The sequence below is a fragment of the Streptomyces sp. NPDC005722 genome (genome assembly GCF_040630935.1).
Classification (GTDB): domain Bacteria; phylum Actinomycetota; class Actinomycetes; order Streptomycetales; family Streptomycetaceae; genus Actinacidiphila.
In genome coordinates this window covers 1-17,409 of the sequence record NZ_JBEXYN010000082.1, presented here as the reverse complement: position 1 = coordinate 17,409, position 17,409 = coordinate 1, and the positions used below count along the sequence as shown (strand labels likewise).

General features: G+C 71.7%; 14 protein-coding genes. 11 read left to right on the top strand and 3 right to left on the bottom strand.

The window, feature by feature from the left end; translation table 11 throughout:
* Window positions 1-115: 115 nt before the first annotated feature.
* Window positions 116-3,865 (bottom strand): S8 family serine peptidase, encoded by a 3,750-nt coding sequence (locus tag ABZ479_RS40645; RefSeq protein ID WP_500466286.1) that lies wholly within the window; start codon window positions 3,863-3,865, stop codon window positions 116-118.
* A gap of 251 nt (window positions 3,866-4,116) precedes the next feature.
* On the opposite strand from ABZ479_RS40645, the gene ABZ479_RS40640 reads away from it, so the two are divergent.
* The 3 genes from ABZ479_RS40640 to ABZ479_RS40630 all read left to right on the top strand — a co-directional run bounded on the left by ABZ479_RS40640 (window position 4,117) and on the right by ABZ479_RS40630 (window position 6,575).
* Complete coding sequence (locus tag ABZ479_RS40640; protein ID WP_500466285.1) at window positions 4,117-5,118, top strand: LuxR family transcriptional regulator; 1,002 nt, start codon at window positions 4,117-4,119, stop codon at window positions 5,116-5,118.
* A 94-nt stretch (window positions 5,119-5,212) separates the two neighbouring features.
* Window positions 5,213-5,728 carry a DUF302 domain-containing protein gene (locus tag ABZ479_RS40635; RefSeq protein ID WP_500466284.1) on the top strand — a complete coding sequence of 172 codons (516 nt, stop codon included), beginning with the start codon at window positions 5,213-5,215 and terminating at the stop codon, window positions 5,726-5,728.
* Between the two features lie 7 nt (window positions 5,729-5,735).
* Window positions 5,736-6,575, top strand: coding sequence for an MBL fold metallo-hydrolase (locus tag ABZ479_RS40630; protein ID WP_500466283.1), 840 nt, complete (start codon window positions 5,736-5,738; stop codon window positions 6,573-6,575).
* Between the two features lie 159 nt (window positions 6,576-6,734).
* On the opposite strand, the gene ABZ479_RS40625 is transcribed toward ABZ479_RS40630, so the two are convergent.
* Complete coding sequence (locus ABZ479_RS40625; RefSeq protein ID WP_500466282.1) at window positions 6,735-7,295, bottom strand: PepSY domain-containing protein; 561 nt, start codon at window positions 7,293-7,295, stop codon at window positions 6,735-6,737.
* A gap of 114 nt (window positions 7,296-7,409) precedes the next feature.
* Between ABZ479_RS40625 and ABZ479_RS40620 the strand changes: the two genes are divergently transcribed.
* The 5 genes from ABZ479_RS40620 to ABZ479_RS40600 all read left to right on the top strand — a co-directional run bounded on the left by ABZ479_RS40620 (window position 7,410) and on the right by ABZ479_RS40600 (window position 11,833).
* On the top strand, window positions 7,410-8,069 hold the full coding sequence (locus tag ABZ479_RS40620; RefSeq protein WP_500466281.1) for a response regulator transcription factor: 660 nt from the start codon (window positions 7,410-7,412) through the stop codon (window positions 8,067-8,069).
* A complete protein-coding gene (locus ABZ479_RS40615; protein WP_500466280.1) occupies window positions 8,066-9,406 on the top strand; it encodes a sensor histidine kinase in 1,341 nt (446 codons plus the stop codon). The genes ABZ479_RS40620 and ABZ479_RS40615 overlap by 4 nt, the downstream gene beginning before the upstream one ends.
* A gap of 137 nt (window positions 9,407-9,543) precedes the next feature.
* Window positions 9,544-10,272 (top strand): MgtC/SapB family protein, encoded by a 729-nt coding sequence (locus ABZ479_RS40610; protein WP_500466278.1) that lies wholly within the window; start codon window positions 9,544-9,546, stop codon window positions 10,270-10,272.
* A 68-nt stretch (window positions 10,273-10,340) separates the two neighbouring features.
* On the top strand, window positions 10,341-11,225 hold the full coding sequence (locus ABZ479_RS40605) for a class I SAM-dependent methyltransferase (protein ID WP_500466277.1): 885 nt from the start codon (window positions 10,341-10,343) through the stop codon (window positions 11,223-11,225).
* On the top strand, window positions 11,225-11,833 hold the full coding sequence (locus tag ABZ479_RS40600; protein ID WP_500466276.1) for a TetR/AcrR family transcriptional regulator: 609 nt from the start codon (window positions 11,225-11,227) through the stop codon (window positions 11,831-11,833). The genes ABZ479_RS40605 and ABZ479_RS40600 overlap by 1 nt, the downstream gene beginning before the upstream one ends.
* A 36-nt stretch (window positions 11,834-11,869) precedes the next feature.
* On the opposite strand, the gene ABZ479_RS40595 is transcribed toward ABZ479_RS40600, so the two are convergent.
* Complete coding sequence (locus tag ABZ479_RS40595; protein WP_500466275.1) at window positions 11,870-13,060, bottom strand: ROK family transcriptional regulator; 1,191 nt, start codon at window positions 13,058-13,060, stop codon at window positions 11,870-11,872.
* A gap of 265 nt (window positions 13,061-13,325) precedes the next feature.
* Here ABZ479_RS40595 and mmsA point away from each other — a divergent pair, with 265 nt between their 5' ends.
* From mmsA to ABZ479_RS40580, 3 genes are all read left to right on the top strand, one after another.
* Entirely contained in the window at window positions 13,326-14,873 is a 1,548-nt protein-coding gene (mmsA, locus tag ABZ479_RS40590; RefSeq protein WP_499606758.1) for a multiple monosaccharide ABC transporter ATP-binding protein, read from the top strand.
* The gene (mmsB, locus tag ABZ479_RS40585) at window positions 14,870-16,168 is read left to right on the top strand and encodes a multiple monosaccharide ABC transporter permease (protein WP_500466274.1); all 1,299 of its coding nucleotides are present in this window, start codon (window positions 14,870-14,872) and stop codon (window positions 16,166-16,168) included. Before mmsA ends, mmsB begins: the two co-directional genes overlap by 4 nt.
* A gap of 79 nt (window positions 16,169-16,247) precedes the next feature.
* On the top strand, window positions 16,248-17,363 hold the full coding sequence (locus tag ABZ479_RS40580) for a substrate-binding domain-containing protein (RefSeq protein ID WP_500466273.1): 1,116 nt from the start codon (window positions 16,248-16,250) through the stop codon (window positions 17,361-17,363).
* Window positions 17,364-17,409 lie beyond the last annotated feature (46 nt).

The window sequence follows — 17,409 nt, the reverse complement described above, 5'->3', positions numbered from 1 at the left end:
CGCGGAGCCACCCGGGCGCGGGCGCGGGCGCGGAGCCGGCTCCGCGCCCGCGGAAGGGCCCTTGTCCCCGGTGCGTCACCGGGGACAAGGGCCCTTCTTGCGTCGTGCCGTCCGGCTACTTGACGCCGAAGGCGCGGATCAGGGTCTGGCTGACGCTGTTGCCCTTCGTGTCCCGGGCGGTCGTCCGCAGGCTCGCGAAGCGGGCCCGCGCCGGCGCGTCGAGCTGCGCCTTCCAGCCGCCGCCCGACTGCCGCAGGGTCGTCCTGCGCCAGGTGGCGCCGTCGTCGTACGACACCTCCACGGTCACGGTGCGGATCGTCCCGGCGCCCGCCGCGCCCTTCAGGTGCGAGGCGGTGACCGTCAGGCAGGTCCGGCGGCCGGCCTTGCCGGACAGGTCGGTCGCCACGGCGTAGTCGAGCTGCACCAGCGGCAGCGGCGTGAGGACCGAGTAGTCCGTCGTGCTCGAGGTGAAGCCCCACTCGGTGCGGGTGCGGGTCGAGTACGGCCGGTCCGGCAGGTTCCGCTTGCCCTCCACGACGATCCGGTAGGGCTGGGGGTCGGGCGACATCCCCTCGGCGGTGATGATGCGCTCGTTGTAGTCCTCGCCGAGCAGTTGGTCGCCCTGGTAGAGCGAGGTCTTCGACGTGTCGCCGTCGGCCCACGTGACGCCCGCGTGACCGCCGGAGTCACCCCAGGCCGGCAGGCTGGACGTGCTGATGATGTCGCCGACCCGGTAGGGCGCCGTCCAGCTGATGCCGTCGCTCAGCGCCCGCGGGTGCTGGACCGGCGCGAACCAGGTCTCGCTGCTGGTGCTGCGCGGCTTGTACGTGCGCACGACGCCGCGCTGGCCGAGGTCGGGCATGGCGGCCGAGGAGATCCAGCGGGCGCCGTCGCCCGCCGTGACCCACGAGGTGAGGGTGCCCTGGGCCGCGACCTGCGTCGGGTCGATGAGCGCGGGCCGGTTGAAGACCAGCGAGACGTCCTCGCGGTACGCCACCGCCCTGCCCTGCGTGGTGTTGCGGAACGACTCGTCGATGCGGGCCAGTTCGCCGGGGCCGGGGCGGTACGACGGGTCCTTCGGGACCGCACCGTCGCTGTGCCGGATCAGGTCGTAGGCGTAGCGCGGGTACGGGTGCGAGACGACCTTCAGCGTCGTCGTGCCGTGCCCCCGGAGCCGGCTCAGCAGCCGCGCGCCGTCGTCGGTGCCGAGCGAGGCCACCGGCAGCGGGGCGCCTTCGGGCAGGTCGGCCCACGGGTCGTAGGTGCCGTAGCCGTCGTTCAGGATCAGCAGCTGACGCGCGCCGGCCTTCGCCGCGGCCGCCGCCTGGTCCGGGGCGGACACGGTGTCGCTGCGGCGGACGACCGCCACCTGGCCGCGCACCGGGAGCTTGCGGTAGTCGGCGGCCGAGCCGTCTCCCGCCCAGACCGCCCGGTACGTCCCCGTGCCGTCGGGCAGCTTGGGGGACAGGCTCTGGATCGTGACGTCGTCGTAGGTCTGCGAGCCCGCGGAGAACGTCAGCGGCGGCTGGATCTGCCGCCAGCGGGTCGCGAAGTGGTACGAGCCCTCGGTCACCTTGGGGGTCGGGGTCACCCAGAGGCTGTCGTACCGCCAGTACTCGGGCATGTAGCTGTCGAGGAACGGGTACAGGTCGCCGTTGGTGCGGTACTGGTCGACCCGCATGAACTGGTTGGCGGTCGCCTGCGGCGTGACGGCGGCCGCCTTGCGGAGGTCCGCCGCGTCGAAGCGGACGGTGCGGTCGGTGTCGAGGTCGATCTGCGGCGCCGAGAACATCGCGAAGCCCAGCGTGTGCGTGCCGTCGATGCCGGGCACGTCGCTGTTCACCCACGCCGAGTAGGTGCTCGGGGGCAGGCGCAGGTCGATGCGGCCCGAGGCGTCGACGGCGAACGCCTTGGGCGCGGTGTTGCGCTTCACGTCCTTGAGGATGAGGGTGCCGGCCAGGGCCTTGCCGCGCCGGTCCTTCGCGGTGACCGTCAGCATGGTCCGGCGGCCCTCCTTGTTCACCCCGACCGTGGTGCGGGCCAGGGCCGTGCCGTCGGCGCCGGTGGCGACGAGCCGGGTGGCGTAGGCGCCGTTGTCCTCGGCGGCGTCGAGGTGGGTGATGACGCCGACGGAGGCGGTGCCGTGCGCGGGCACGGTCAGCCGCGGGTCGGTGAGGGTGAACAGTCCCTCGGGCAGCTGACCCGGGCGCAGCGCCAGGTCCAGGGTGACGGGCTCGGCGCCGGAGTTGGTGTAGGTGACGTCCTTGCGGACCGTCTGACCCGGCGTGTACGGGTAGTGGGTCTGGGCGTACGCGTCACCGGAGGCGAGCAGCGTGGCCTTCACAGCGGCGGCGGCGTCCACGCGCCCGCTGCCGGACTCGAAGGGGCTGAACCGGTCGATGGTGCTCGCCGTCGTGCTGATCAGGGCGTCCTTGAGCTGCTGCCCCGTCCAGTCCGGGTGCTCGGCGGCCAGCAGGGCCGCAGCGCCCGCCACGTGCGGCGTCGCCATCGAGGTGCCGCTCATCGTCTGGTAGGCGCCCTCGCCCTCGGGCGCGTACTGCGAGCGCGCCGCGAGCACGTCCACACCGGGACCCGTCAGTTCGGGCTTGACGGCGTTGTCGCCCACGCGGGGGCCGCGGCTGGAGAACTCCGCGAGTTCGTTCACGCCCTTGCCCGGGCCACGGACCGCGCCCACCGTCAGCGCGGCGTCGGCGGCACCCGGGGCGCTCACGCTGTACGGCGCCGGGCCGGAGTTGCCCGCCGCGACGACGAACAGCGCCCCGGTCTCCTCGCTGAGCCGGTTCACGGCCTCGCTGAGCGGGTCGGTGCCGTCGGTGGGGCCGCCGCCCAGGCTCATGCTGATGACCTTGGCGTGCTGGTCGCGGGCGGCCCACTCCATGCCGGCGAGGATCCAGGAGTCCTGGCCGCTGCCGAAGTTGTCCAGGACCTTGCCGATGTGCAGGGACGCGCCGGGGGCGACACCCTTCTCCGTGCCGCCGGAGGCGGCGCCGGTCCCGGCGACGGTGGAGGCGACGTGGGTGCCGTGACCGTGCCGGTCGGTGACGTCCTGGTCGGGCACGAAGCTCTGCGTCGCCGCTATGCGGCCGGCGAAGTCCGGGTGGGCGGCGTCGATGCCGGTGTCCAGGACGGCGACGTCCACGCCCTGCCCGGTGTCCCCGCCGGCCCAGACCTCGGGGGCGCCGATCTGCGCCGTCGTGTCGGACAGCGTCGCCTTGACCTTGCCGTCCAGCCACACCTTGGCGATGCCGCCGGCCAGCCGTCCGGAGGGCTGCTCGCCGGCCGCGCTCTTGGCGGTGGCGCCGGTGAGGGAGGACCAGAAGTCGGCCGCCCGCCCGTGTTCGGCGGAGATCGCCGCGCCCTGGATGCTGCTGAGGGTCAGGGACTTGCGCGCGCCGTCCGGGGTCTTGGCGCTGCGGGAGCGGGCGGCGGCGTCGGTGTACGTGACGATGAGCGGCAGTCGGTCGCTGCGGGCGTCGTCGTAGCCGTCCGCGAGGAGCGAGGTGACGTTGAAGAGCCCTTCGTCCAGGGCTCCCGAGGCGATGTAGGGCACCGCGGCGTCGGGGTAGACGTAGGTGTCGGAGCCCACCGACATCACGTGGGCTCCACCGGACCTGCCCTTCGGGTCGGTGACCGACGTGACGGACGCGGAGCGGCCGTTCCCGGTCACGGTGACCTTGTCACCGGTGATCAGGGTGACGGTGCGCACGGTGGCGGGAGCGGCACCGGTCGCGGCGGGGGAGGGGGACGTCGCCGAGGGGTCGGCCGACGCGACCGGACCCGTGGCCGTCAGCACCACCAGGGCGGCGACGGCGGCTGTCAACCCGCGTCTGCGGGACGGAGGCATGCGCAAGGGAACCTCGTGGACTCGATGGGCTGGGGTTGAACGCAGTCAGCCATCCGTTCGCATCCGTGTAAAGGCGGCCCTTTGGCACTTCTGTGCCATGTCACCAAGTGGACACGGCGCAAAGCGGCGCAATGATCGGCAAGCAAGACACACTGCACGGTGTGGGCGTCCGCCGTGCAGCGGAACACGTGTCACACGTTGCTGACGTGACGTCAGCTCGCCCACCGCACACAGGCCGGAGATGGAGAACGATGACGGACGCCGACGCGCCCTTTGAGCTGGTCGGACTCGACGCGGCGGCGGAGGCCGTCTACCGCGACCTGCTGGCACGCGGTGGCGGCACGCTCGACGACGTCACGGCGGCGTCCGGGCTGGGCGCCGCACCGGCACTGGAACTGCTGGAACGCCTGCACCACTCCGGCCTGCTCAGCCGCCGTTCCTCGGGGGAGTACCTGACCGTCGACCCGCGGCACGCCCTGCGGGCCCTGGTGGAGTCCCGGGAACGCCAACTGGCCGCCGTGCGCGACGCCACCGGGCCGCTCGGCGCGCTGTTCGACGAGGCCAGGCGGGCCAGCGCCGGCCAGCCCGCCACACGGACGATCAGCGGCCCGGAGGAAGTCGGGGACTGCTACTACCGGTTGCACCAGAGCGCCACGTACGAGATCTGCGGCCTGGCCCGGCCCCCCTTCCTCTTCTCCCCGAACGGGCCGCTCGACGAGGCCGCCGTGCGGCGCGGCGTACGGGTACGGGTCGTCTACGCGGCCGCCAGCTTCGACGAGGACGGCGGGGGGCAGGAGCTGGACAGCCTCGTCTCGCGCGGCGAGGAGGCCAGGGTCGTGTCCTCGCTGCCCGTCAAGCTGACCATGGCGGACCGTTCGGCGGCCATGGTGTCGCTGAGCCTCGGCCCCGACGGCACCGACACCCTCTACACCGAGGCGCCGCCGCTGCTGGAAGCCCTGACCGAGCTCTTCGAGCGCTACTGGGCCGGCGCGGCCTCGCTGAGCGGACCGGGCTCCCAGCCCCCGCCGGCGGCGCCGCCGTCCGCCCCGAGCGAGCGGGTGCGCGAACCCACCGACGAGGAACGGAACCTGCTCGCCCTGTTCGCCGCCGGCGTCAAGGACGACGCCATCGCCCGGCAGTTCGGCATGTCGACCCGGACCCTGCGCCGGCGGATCCAGGACCTCTACGCGGAACTGGGCACCACCAACCGCTTCGGCGCCGGCGTCGCGGCGGCCCGGCGCAACTGGGTGTGAGCACCGCGTACGGGCGCGGAGTTGCGCCGGCGTGCCGCCGGGGGACGATGGGAGGAGGGCGCGGCGGTGCGCCGCGCCGTCCGAGGTGGTCCACGTGCCCGAGGTGCGAGCGGTCGACTACGGCGTCACCAGGTTCGACGTCCCCCTGCCGGGAACGTTCGAGGAGGCCGTGCGGCGTTACGAGTCCCTGGTGCCCCGCTACCGTGCGGAGGGGATCCGGGACCTCATCCGTTCCGGCGGCTCGTGGGAGGGCGCCCTCGCCGAGGCGGCGGGCAACGCGCCCCACGGATTCATGATCTTCTGGAAGGACTCCGGGACGGCGCTGATGACCCTCGCCGGCGACCCGACGCCGTTCGTGATGTACCTGATGGGCAACTACGCCATCGCCGAGCGGATGTTCCGCCACGACCCCGCCGCCATGATGCACGCGCCGCTGCGCACCGAGATCTACCGGGGCGCCGACGCCCCGCGCTTCGTGATCGACCGGCCGAGCTCCCACTTCGGCAGCTACGGCAGCGAGGAGATCGCCCGGGTGGGCCTGGAACTGGACCACAAGGTCGCCCGCCTGCTCACGCTGATGGAGGCGCCGGTGCCCGCCGGGCTCGGCTGAGGCGGCCATGACCGATCTCCGGTACGACACCCACGTGTGCGACGGGTTGCGCCGCGCGAAGGGCCCCCGGCTGCCCGACGGAGGCGCCATCCACTCCTCGCCGCTGACGTCGACGCTGATCCTCGGCGAAGCCGAAGCGGTCATGGTCGACCCGCCGTTCACCCGCGACCAGGTGCACGCCGTCGGTGACTGGATCGAACGCTCCGGCCGTCGGCTCACCCACGTGTACGCCACCCACGGCCACGGTGACCACTGGTTCGGCACCGATCTGCTGCTGCGGCGCTTCCCCGGGGCGGTGCCGTACGCGACCGAGGGCACCATCGCGCTGATGCACCAGCAGGCCACCGTGGGCCGACGCACCCGGTGGGACGTGGACTTCCCCGGGCTCATCCCCGACAGTCCCGTGGTCTACCAGGTGGTCCCGGACGAGGGGTTCACGCTGGAAGGGCATGCGCTGCGCCCGGTGGAGACCGGTCACACCGACACCGACGACACGACCGTCCTGCACGTCCCGTCGATCGGTCTCGTGGTCGCGGGCGACGTGGCCTACAACGGCGTCCACCAGTACCTGCGGGAAAGCGCCGGCGGCGGGATCAACAAGTGGCTCGCCGCGCTCGGCACCGTCCTCGCGCTCGGCCCGCGCGCGGTCGTGGCCGGCCACAAGAACAGAGCCCTGCCGGACGACCCCGTGATCCTGGAGCAGACCCGCGACTACCTGCTCGACGCGCAACGCCTGCTGGCGGAGGAACCGCGCCCCCGCACCTTCTACGACCGGATGCTCCGGCTCCACCCGGACCGCCTCAACCCGGGCCCGGTCTGGTACAGCGCCCTCGCCCTGCTGCCCTGACCCGGCCACCGCGGGGGGAACCGGGACGACGCCCACGGCGTCGTGCCCGGAAACCTCACCGCGATCCGTTGCATGCCGGGACGGTCCGTCTCGGTCGCCGTCCGGAGCGACTCCCGGCACGTGCCCGCCGAACCGCGCTGGACCGGCTTCCCATGCGGGTCAGGCGGTCTGGCCGGTGGCCGGGTCGACGCGGACCTCGTGATCGGTTCCGTCGTCGTGGAGTTCGACCTCCCAACTGCGGGTGTCTTCGTCGAGGGAGACGGAGGTGACCGTGCCGGGGCGGGCGTCGGCGGCCGCCTTCGCCGCTTCGACGAGGTCGGTTCGGGAGCCGCGCAAGGCATCCCGGGCTTCGTCGGCGTCCTGCCGGTCCTGTTCCTCGCGGGTGGCGACGACCTTGCCGTCGGTGGCGTCGACCGTCACCTCGTGCCAGGTGCCGTCCTTGCCGAGGGTCTCGACCTCCCATTCCGTTCGTGTCCGGTCGTCGTCGAGTTCGGCCGACACCACGGTGCCCGGGGCCTCGGCCCGCGCCGCGGCGATCGCGTCGGTCAGGCTCACCGTGCGGGAGCCGGCGGCCCGGTCCGCGCCGTCGCGGTCGTCGCCGGCCGCGGCGACCGGCCGCTGCCGGTCGTCGTCGTCCGCCAGCGCGGTCGCCGTGACACCGCCCGCCCCGGCCAGGAGGGTCACGGCGGCCGCGGTGGCGATCAGCATCTTGCGCCTCATGATGGTGCGTCCTTCCGTACGTGATCCGATGACCACCACGGTCGCCCGCGGCACCTGAAGCCACGCTGAAGGATCCTGAAGGAATCCTCAGGATCGATTTGGCACCCTGGAGCCATGCGCCTGCTGATCGTGGAGGACGAGCGCAGCCTCGCAGCCTCGCTGGCCAAGGGGCTGACCGCCGAGGGTTTCGCCGTCGACGTGGTGCACGACGGTGGTGAGGCCCTGCACCAGGCCGGGCAGCAGACCTACGACCTGATCCTGCTGGACATCATGCTGCCCGGCATGAACGGCTACCGCGTCTGTGCCGCCCTGCGGGCGGCCGGCGACGACACGCCGATCCTGATGCTGACCGCCAAGGACGGGGTGTACGACGAGGCGGAGGGCCTGGACACCGGCGCCGACGACTACCTGACGAAGCCGTTCGCCTACGTCGTGCTCCTGGCCCGTGTCCGCGCGCTGCTCCGGCGGCGTTCCCACGGCGGCTCACCGGTCGTCACCATCGGAGCCCTGAGCGTCGAGCCCGGCCGTCGCAGGGTCACCCGCAACGGGACCCGGATCCCCCTGACCGCCCGGGAGTTCGCCGTGCTGGAGCACCTGGTGCTCAACGCCGGCGAGGTGGTCACCAAGGCCGACATCATCGAGCACGTCTGGGACTTCGCCTACAGCGGCGACCCCAACATCGTCGAGGTCTACGTCAGCGCCCTGCGCCGCAAACTCGGGGCCGCCACGATCCGCACGGTCCGCGGCGCCGGATACGTGCTGGAGGCCGGATGAGGTCCGTCCGCGCCCGCACGGCACTGTCGGCCACCGCCGTGGTGGGCATCGCCCTGGTCCTGGCGGGCCTCGGCCTCGTCCTCGCCCTGCGGGCCGACCTCACCGGACAGGCCGGGCTGCGCGCCGAGGTCGCCGCGCGGGAGGTGGCCTCCCAGATCGCCGCCGGGACCCCGTACGGCCGGCTCGACCTGCCGGACGGTGACGAGTACCCGGTACGCGTCACCGACGGCCGCGGCGCCGTCCTCGCGGCCGGCGAGGACGTCCAGCGCGTCACCGGGGCGCCGGTGCCGGACCCGGACGACGACGGCGAAACCGAGACCGACGCCGAGTACGGCACGGGGACCGCGACCGTGGACGGCAAGCGGGCGTCGTACCGGTTCGCCGTCCTGTCGGGGGAACGCGACGGGGAGCGCTGGACCGTCACCGCGGGCGCCTCGCTCTCCGCCGAGCGGGACGCCGTCCGTACCGCGGTCGTCTTCCTGCTCGGGGGCCTGCCCGTCATGCTCGCCGTGGTGTGGACGGTGACCTGGCTCGGCGCACGTGGCGCGCTGCGTCCCGTGGACGCCATCCGCGCCGAGATGGAGGCCATCACCGCCAGCACCGACCTGTCCCGCAGGGTGCCCGTCCCCCCGTCACGTGACGAGGTGGCCCGGCTGGCCCGGGCCACCAACGAGACGCTTGCGGCGCTGCAGGTCTCCGTCGAACGGCAGCGGCGGTTCGTCGCCGACGCGTCCCACGAGCTGCGCAGCCCGATCGCCGCGCTGCGCACCGAATTGGAGGTGGCGGCCGCCCATCCGGCCCTGCTGGACCTGGACAGCGCGGTGGACGACGTGACGAGGCTCCAGGCACTCGCCTCCGACCTGCTCCTCCTCGCCCGCTTCGACGCGGGGGAGGAGACCCCCAGCGAGCCGGTGGCCCTGGACGAACTGGTCCGCGAGAGGGCCGCGCTGCGCTCGGGCGTGGTGCCCGTGACCGTCGGGACCGCCCGGCCCGTGACGGTCAGCGGGGACCGGCAGGGCCTGGAACGGGCCCTGGACAACCTCCTGGACAACGCCCGGCGTCATGCGACGAGCTCGGTGGTGGTACGCCTGGTCCCGGACGGTTCGTGGGTCCTGCTGGAGGTGGCCGACGACGGCCCGGGCATTCCGGCGGCCGACCGTGAACGGGTCTTCGACCGCTTCATCAGGCTGGACGAGTCCCGTACGCGCGACGCGGGAGGCGCCGGGCTCGGTCTGGCCATCGTCCGCGACATCGTGCACCGGCACGGCGGGCGGGTCGAGGCCGCAGTGACACCCGAGGGCGGAGCGTTGCTGCGGGTCAGGCTTCCGACGGGGTGACGGCACCTCCCGTGCCGATCCGCGGCGGGGGCTTTTCGTGGCGGCGGGGGCTTTTCGCCCTCCGAATCCGGGGCACTCGACAGGAGTTGTCGCGAACGGTGCCCGCCCGGACGCCGTCATACGGGGCGGAGGTGCGCATGGCAGAGGTGGCGGCACCGCTGTGGGACGTGGCGAACGGGCAAGGTCCGCGGCAACTGGCCGAACTCGGCCTGGCCCTGCTGCTGTCCAGCCTCATCGGCTGGGAGCGGGCGGCGCAGCAGAAGAGCGCGGGCCTGCGCACCCACACGCTTGTCGGTGTCGCCAGCGCGCTGATGATGGAGGTCTCCCAGCACGGCTTCACCAATGTGCTGGGAATGGAGGACGTCTCCTTCGATCCGTCGCGGGTGGCGGCCCAGATCGTCTCGGGGATCGGGTTCATCGGCGGTGGCCTCATCTTCGTACGCAGGGACGCGGTGCGAGGCCTGACCACGGCGGCCACCGTCTGGCTCACCTGCGCGATCGGCATGGCCTGCGGCGGTGGGCTGCCCATCCTCGCCCTGGCCGTCACCGCCCTCCACTTCCTGGTGGTGCGCGGCTACCCCCGTCTCGTGCCGCGCCTGTTGCCGGGTGCGACCGCCACGGTCTCCGAGTTGCGCCTGACCTACCTCACCGGCACCGCCCTGCTGCCCAGGCTGATGGAGACCTGCACGCGGCTCGGATTCCGCATCCGTGAGGTGCGGGTGGACCGGCCGCCGGGCCGCTCCGACGCGGCCGCCCGGGTCCTGTTCGAGGTCGAGGGCGTCACCGATGCCGGCGTCCTGGCCTCGGAACTCTTCCGGCACGACGGTGTCCTGGAGGTCGGGTTGACCCCTTCCGACGAGGAGTGACGAGCCGGCGTCCGTGGCCGGCCGGGCCCCGGATAAAAAATGGACGTCCATTCATTATGATGGTGCCCATGCAGAGCACACCCAGCCGCACCGCGCAGCACGTCGCGCTCTTCCGGGCACTGGAGTCGGTGCGCCGGGGGCCGCGCCTGTTCACGGACCCGTACGCCGCCTCGTGCCTCGGGCGCGGCTACCGCCTGGCCGTGACGATCGCCCGGTGCCCGGGGATGGCACGCTTCCTCGAGCGCCGGATCGACCGGCGCTGGCCCGCCGGACCGCGCGCCTCGGCGGTGGTCCGCACCCGGCTGATCGACGACCTGGTCGTGGACGCCCTGGAGGGCGGCGCCCGGCGACTCGTCCTGCTGGGCGCGGGGTACGACAGCCGTGCCTTCCGGCTGGACGCGGCGCGCGCCGCCGGTGTGGTGGAGGTCGACCACCCGGCGACGCAGGCGGTCAAGCGCACGCTGGCCGGAGCCTGGTCCGCCCGCGCGGGCCGGACGGGTGAGGGCGTGAGGTTCGTCGCGGCGGACCTGATGCGGGAGGACCTCGGCGACGCGCTGCGTGCCGCGGGGCTGGACGGCGAGCGCGCGGTGGTGGTCTGGGAGGGCGTGACGAACTACCTCGACGCGGCGTCGGTGCACGCCACGCTCACGGCGCTCGCCGCCGTGCTGGCGCCCGGGAGCCGCATCGTCCTCACCTACATGGACCGGCGGGCCCTGGACGGGACCGGGGACTTCGAGGGCGTCGCCGCCTGGGCGGACACCGTGCGCACCGCCGGGGAGCCCTTCACCTTCGGCTTCCTGCCCGGCGAACTCCCGGAGTACTTGGCCGCACGCGGCCTGGAGCTCACCCTGGACGAGTCGGCGAGGGAGGCCGCCGCGCGCTACCTGGAGCCCCTGGGGCGGCACGAGCCGGCCGCGCCCTTCTACCGCGTCGCCCAGGCCGAGGTGAAGTGATGCCCAAGGTCAGTGAGGAGCACCTGCGGGCACGGCGCGAACAGATCCTCGACGCCGCCGCCCGCTGCTTCGCCCGGTCCGGCTTCCACCGCACCACCATCCAGGACATCGCGGCCGAGGCCGGTGCCAGCGCCGGTCTGGTGTACCGCTACTTCAGCGACAAGGACGCCATGGTCGTGGCCATCGCGGACCGGTGGCACGACCAGCAGGCCCGCCGGCTGCACCTGGACGAACCCGCCGGGAACACCGCCGACGCCCTCGGTGACGTCGCCCGGGGCTTCCTGGAACTCCTGCGCTCGCTCGCCGAGCCCGGCGAGCGGCAGCGCGTGCAACTCGGTGTCCAGATCTGGGCCGAGGCGCTGCGAGCCCCGCAGGTGCAAGCGGTGGCGCGGGAGGGCGTGGATCGTCCCCGCGCCGTCGTGACCGACCTGGTCCGGGCTGCCCAGGAGCGCGGCGAACTGGACGCCGCGTGGCCGGCCGACGGCCTGGCCAGGGTGTTCGTCGCGATCTACCAGGGGCTGGCGTTGCAGACCGCCTGGGATCCAGAGCTGGACAACGCCGGTTACGTCGCGGCGGTCGAGCGCCTGGTCGGCGCGCTCGCACGCTGACGGCACCGCTCTTCACCCCGCGTCATCCGCCCTCCGTCAGTCCAGGACGAGTGAGGACAACTGCGGCGAGTAGGTGGCGTGCAGCACGAGTGCTGCGCTGCCCACGACGGCCGCGTCGGAGCCGAGCGGGGAGGCCGCGACCTGGACCACGCGGATGTGCCGGGCCAGGGGTCTGGAGGCCAGCGCGGAGGCGACGGCGTCGACGTACCGGGACTCCACGTGCTGGATGCCGTGGCCGCCGAGGATGATGAGGTCCACGTCGATGAAGTTGGCGATCGACACGGCGACCGTGCCGACGTGCCGCGCGGCCTCGTCGACGACGGCGGCCGCGACCTCGTCGCCGGCTCCCGCCGCGAGCTGGACGGCGGCGTGGTCGACGGAGGCCGGGTCGCGGTCGAACGCCGGTGAGAGCAGGCTCGCCCCGGGCTTCTCGGCGAGACGGCGGTGCGCCTCGGCCACGATCGCCGACGGGTTCGCCAGCCCTTCCAGGCAGCCCCGGTTGCCGCAGTAGCACTCCGGGCCGTCCGACACCACCGTGGAGTGGCCGAACTCGCCGGCGTTGAGCGAACCGCCCCGGTAGACCTGGTGGTTGAGGACCAGGCCGCCGCCGATGCCGGTGCCGAAGAACAGGTAGGCGAAGTTCGCCACGCCGCGGCCCGCGCCGGACCAGCGCTCCCCGACCGCGGCGGCGGTGGCGTCGTTGTCGAGGGTCACCGGGAGCCCGGTGGCGTCGCTGAGCATCTGCTGCAGCGGTACCCGGGTCCAGTGCGCGAGCTGGGGAGGGGCGACGATCATGCCGTTGCGCTGGTCGATCGGGCCGGGGGTGGCCAGGCCCAGCCCCAGGACGTTCCCGCGCGGCACGTCGGCCTCGGTCAGCACCTCGGCGACCAGGTCGGCCATGGCGGCCACCACGTGTGTGGGATCGGTGCCGGGGGGAGTGGGGCGCCGCTTGACGACCAGCGGCCGGCCGAGCAGGTCGACCACGGAACAGGTGAGTTCGACCGGGTCGAAGACGAGGCCGACGGCGTTGCCGGCGTCCGCGTTGACCCGCAGGGTGGTGCGGGGCTTGCCGCCGCCCGCGCCGCGGCTGGCCCCGTCCTCGCGCACGATCCCCTCGTCCAGCAGACGGCGCACGATCCCCGAGACGGTCTGCGGGGTCAGGCCCGTCTTCTGGGCGATCTCGACCCGGCTGATCCCGTCCGCGAGTTGGATCTGGTCCAGGACCACCGCCCGGTTGTACCGCCCGACTTTGGGGAGGTTTGTTCCTGCTTGCCGCACACGCGTTCCTCTCTTGCCGCAATGACGATACCGCTCCTGGGCGTTGACTTAGTAAAACAAATGGATTTAAAGTCCGGTGCCCAAGCCGTAACAGGTCCGGCATGGAGGCACGGCGCAGTGTCATCGGAGGCAAGTTGATGTCCACGAAATGTCGCATCCCAGGGGAGGCGGGCCCGCGTGATCGTCGCGGGACCCGCAGCGTGGAGCTGCGCGCATGAGCCGCGCCCCGATGCTGCTGGAGATGCGGTCCATCACCAAGACGTTCCCCGGCGTGACCGCGCTCGCGGACGTCAACCTGGTGGTGAAGGAGGGGGAGATCCACGCGATCTGCGGCGAGAACGGCGCAGGCAAGTCCACCCTCATGAAGGTGCTGAGCGGCGTCCACCCGCACGGCAGTTACACCGGTGAGATCGTCTACCGGGGCGACACCGTCCGGTTCCACGACATCCGGGCCAGCGAGCAGGCCGGCATCGTCATCATCCACCAGGAACTGGCGCTGGTCCCCGGCATGTCGATCACGGAGAACATCTTCCTCGGCAACGAGCCCCGCAAACGTGGCGGGATCGACTGGAAGGCCGCGCAGCACCGGGCGCTGGAGCTGATGGAGCAGGTCGGCCTCAAGGAGGACCCCGACACGCTCGTCAAGGACATCGGCGTCGGCAAGCAGCAACTCGTCGAGATCGCCAAGGCGTTCGCCAAGGACGTGCGGCTGCTGATCCTCGACGAGCCGACCGCGGCCCTCAACGAGGCCGACTCGCAGCACCTGCTCGACCTGCTGCGCGGCTTCCGGGACCGCGGCATCACCTCGATCATGATCTCCCACAAGCTGAACGAGATCGAGGCGGTCGCCGACACCATCACCATCCTCCGCGACGGCCGGACGATCGAGAGCCTGGACGTCGAGGCCGACGGCGTGAACGAGGACCGCATCGTGCGCGGCATGGTCGGCCGGGAGCTCGACAGCCGGTTCCCCGACCACACGCCCGACATCGGCGAGGTGTTCTTCGAGGTCCGCGACTGGACCGTGCGGCACCCCGCGTCCGACGAACGCCTCGTGTGCAAGGGTTCCAGCTTCACGGTGCGGCGCGGTGAGATCGTGGGCTTCGCCGGCCTCATGGGCGCCGGGCGCACCGAGCTTGCGATGAGCCTGTTCGGCCGCTCCTACGGCACCTTCCTGTCGGGGCGGGTCTTCAAGGACGGCAAGGAGATCCACCTCAAGACGGTGTCGGAGGCCATCCGGCAGGGCCTCGCCTACGTCAGCGAGGACCGCAAGTCGATCGGCCTCAACCTGCTGGACGACATCAAGACCTCGATGGTCGCCGCCAAGCTCTCGAAGATCTCCCGCCACCAGGTCATCGACCCGGTGCGCGAGCACTCGATCGCCGAGGAGTACCGGCAGAACCTGAGGATCAAGACCCCCGGCGTGGACGAGGAGGTCGTCAAGCTCTCCGGCGGCAACCAGCAGAAGGTCGTCCTCGCCAAGTGGATGTTCACCGACCCCGACCTGCTCATCCTCGACGAGCCCACCCGCGGCATCGACGTGGGTGCCAAGTACGAGATCTACGGGATCATCCAGCGGCTGGTGGGCGAGGGCAAGGGCGTCATCGTCATCTCCTCGGAGCTGCCCGAGCTCATCGGACTGTGCGACCGCATCTACACGGTGTTCGAAGGCGCCATCACCGGTGAGGTGACGCGCCGCGACGCGAACCCGGAACTCCTCATGAAACAGATGACCTCTATGAAGAAGACACCGAGCCCATGAGCCGCATCTCAGACCTGCAGAAGAACCTCTTCGGGGGCACGGCCTCCAACGCCCGCCAGTTCGGCATGATCGCCACGCTCGTCGCGATCGTGCTCCTGTTCCAGATCTGGACGGGGGGCCTGACCCTGACCTCCGGCAACCTCATCGCCGTGGTCAGCCAGTACTCCTACATCCTGATCCTGGCCATCGGCATGCTGATGGTGATCGTCGCCGGGCACATCGACCTGTCGGTCGGCTCGGTGGCCGCGTTCACCGGGATCGTGGTCGCCAAGACGATGCAGGAGCACTCGCTCCCCTGGCCGCTGGGCATCCTGCTCGGCCTGCTCGTCGGCGCGGCGATCGGTGCCTGGCAGGGCTTCTGGGTCGCCTACGTGGGGGTGCCGGCGTTCATCGTCACCCTGGCCGGCATGCTCCTGTTCCGCGGCGGCAACCAGTACATCGGCAACGCCGACACCGTGCCGGTGCCCACCGGTTTCCGCGACATCGGCGCCGGCTTCCTGCCCGAGGTCGGACCGGACACCGGCTACAACAACCTGACGCTGCTGCTCGGCCTGCTCGCCTGCGCGGGCGTGGTCTGGCGCGAGTGGCAGGCACGGCAGACCCGGAGCGCCATGGGCGCCGACGCCGTACCGCTGTGGATCACCGGGATCCGCCTGGTCGTGATGGTGGGCGTGATCATCTTCACGACGCTGCGCTTCGCCGGCGGCCGCATCGGCACCAGCTTCCCGATCTCGGGCATCATCCTGATCGCCCTGGTGCTGGCGTACTCGTACTACACCCGCAACACCATCGGAGGCCGGCACATCTACGCCGTCGGAGGCAACTCCCGCGCGGCCGAACTGTCCGGCGTCAAGCTCCGGCGCGTCAACTTCCTGGTCATGATGAACATGTCCGTGCTGGCCGCCCTCGCCGGCATGATCTTCGTGGCCCGTTCCGCGGCGTCCGGCCCGCAGGACGGTCTGAGCTGGGAGCTCGACGCCATCGCGGCCGTCTTCATCGGCGGCGCCGCCGTCTCCGGCGGTCTCGGGACGATCAGCGGCTCCATCGTCGGCGGTCTCGTCATGGCGCTGCTCAACAACGGTCTCCAACTGGAGGGCGTGGGCTCGGACATGGTCCAGATCATCAAGGGCCTGGTCCTCCTCCTCGCCGTCGCGTTCGACGTCTACAGCAAGAGCCAGGGGCGCTTCTCGATCATCGGCACCCTGATGCGTCCGTTCAGCCGGAACGAGACGTCCACACCGGTCGACCCGCCGAAACCGGCCTCCGACCCCGACAAGGCTCCGGTCGCGGGCTGACCGACCGGCAGTACCCAGGGTGCCGCAATCAGGGCGGCGCTCGTCTCTCCCCGCATCACCAGGAAAGGGCACAACCCACATGCGCAGAACCATCACCAGAGGCATCGCCGTGATCGGCGCCGCCGCGCTGCTCGCCCTGGGCACGGCGTGCTCCAACGAACGCGAAGGCGGCTCCACCGGCAAGGACACCAGCGACGCCAAGGGCGGCTTCGCGCAGGACGCCCTGGTCGGTGTCGCGCTCCCGGCGAAGACCTCGGAGAACTGGGTGCTCGCCGGTGACCTGTTCACCAACGGCCTGAAGGACGCCGGCTTCAAGGCCGACGTCCAGTACGCGGGTGCCTCGACCACCGTCGCGGACCAGCAGGCGCAGATCTCCTCCATGGTCACCAAGGGCGCGAAGGTCATCGTCATCGGCGCGACCGACGCCGCGCAGCTGTCCACCCAGGTCGCGCAGGCCAAGCAGGCCGGCGCCACCGTCATCGCCTACGACCGGCTCATCACCAACACGAAGGACGTCGACTACTACATCGCGTTCGACAACTTCAAGGTCGGCCAGCTCCAGGGCCAGGCGCTGCTGGACGGCATGAAGGCGAAGAAGGCGAAGGGCCCCTACACGATCGAGCTGTTCTCCGGTTCGCCGGACGACAACAACTCGAAGGTCTTCTTCGACGGTGCGATGGAGGTGCTGAAGCCCGCCATCGACAAGGGCGACATCGTTGTCGGTTCCGGTCAGACCGACATCAAGCAGACCGCGACCCAGGGCTGGAAGGCGGAGAACGCCCAGAGCCGCATGGACTCGCTGCTGAACTCCACCTACACCGGCAAGAAGACGCTCGACGGCGTGCTCTCGCCGAACGACACCCTCGCCCGCGCGATCATCACCTCGGTGAAGGGCGCCGGCAAGCCGGTCCCGGTCGTGACCGGCCAGGACTCCGAGGTCGAGTCGGTGAAGTCCATCATGGCGGGTGAGCAGTACTCCACCATCAACAAGGACACCCGCAACCTCGTCGCCGAGACCATCAAGATGGTCCAGTCCCTGCAGAAGGGCGACAAGCCGACGATCAACGACACCAAGTCGTACAACAACGGCAGCAAGGTCGTCCCGTCGTACCTGCTCCCGCCGGTCATCGTGACCAAGGAGAACGCGGCCGAGGCCTACGCCAACGACCCCAAGCTCTCCCCGCTCACGAAGTAGTCCCGCACGACCGCAGCCGCCGGTGCCCCGGACCCACGTCCGGGGC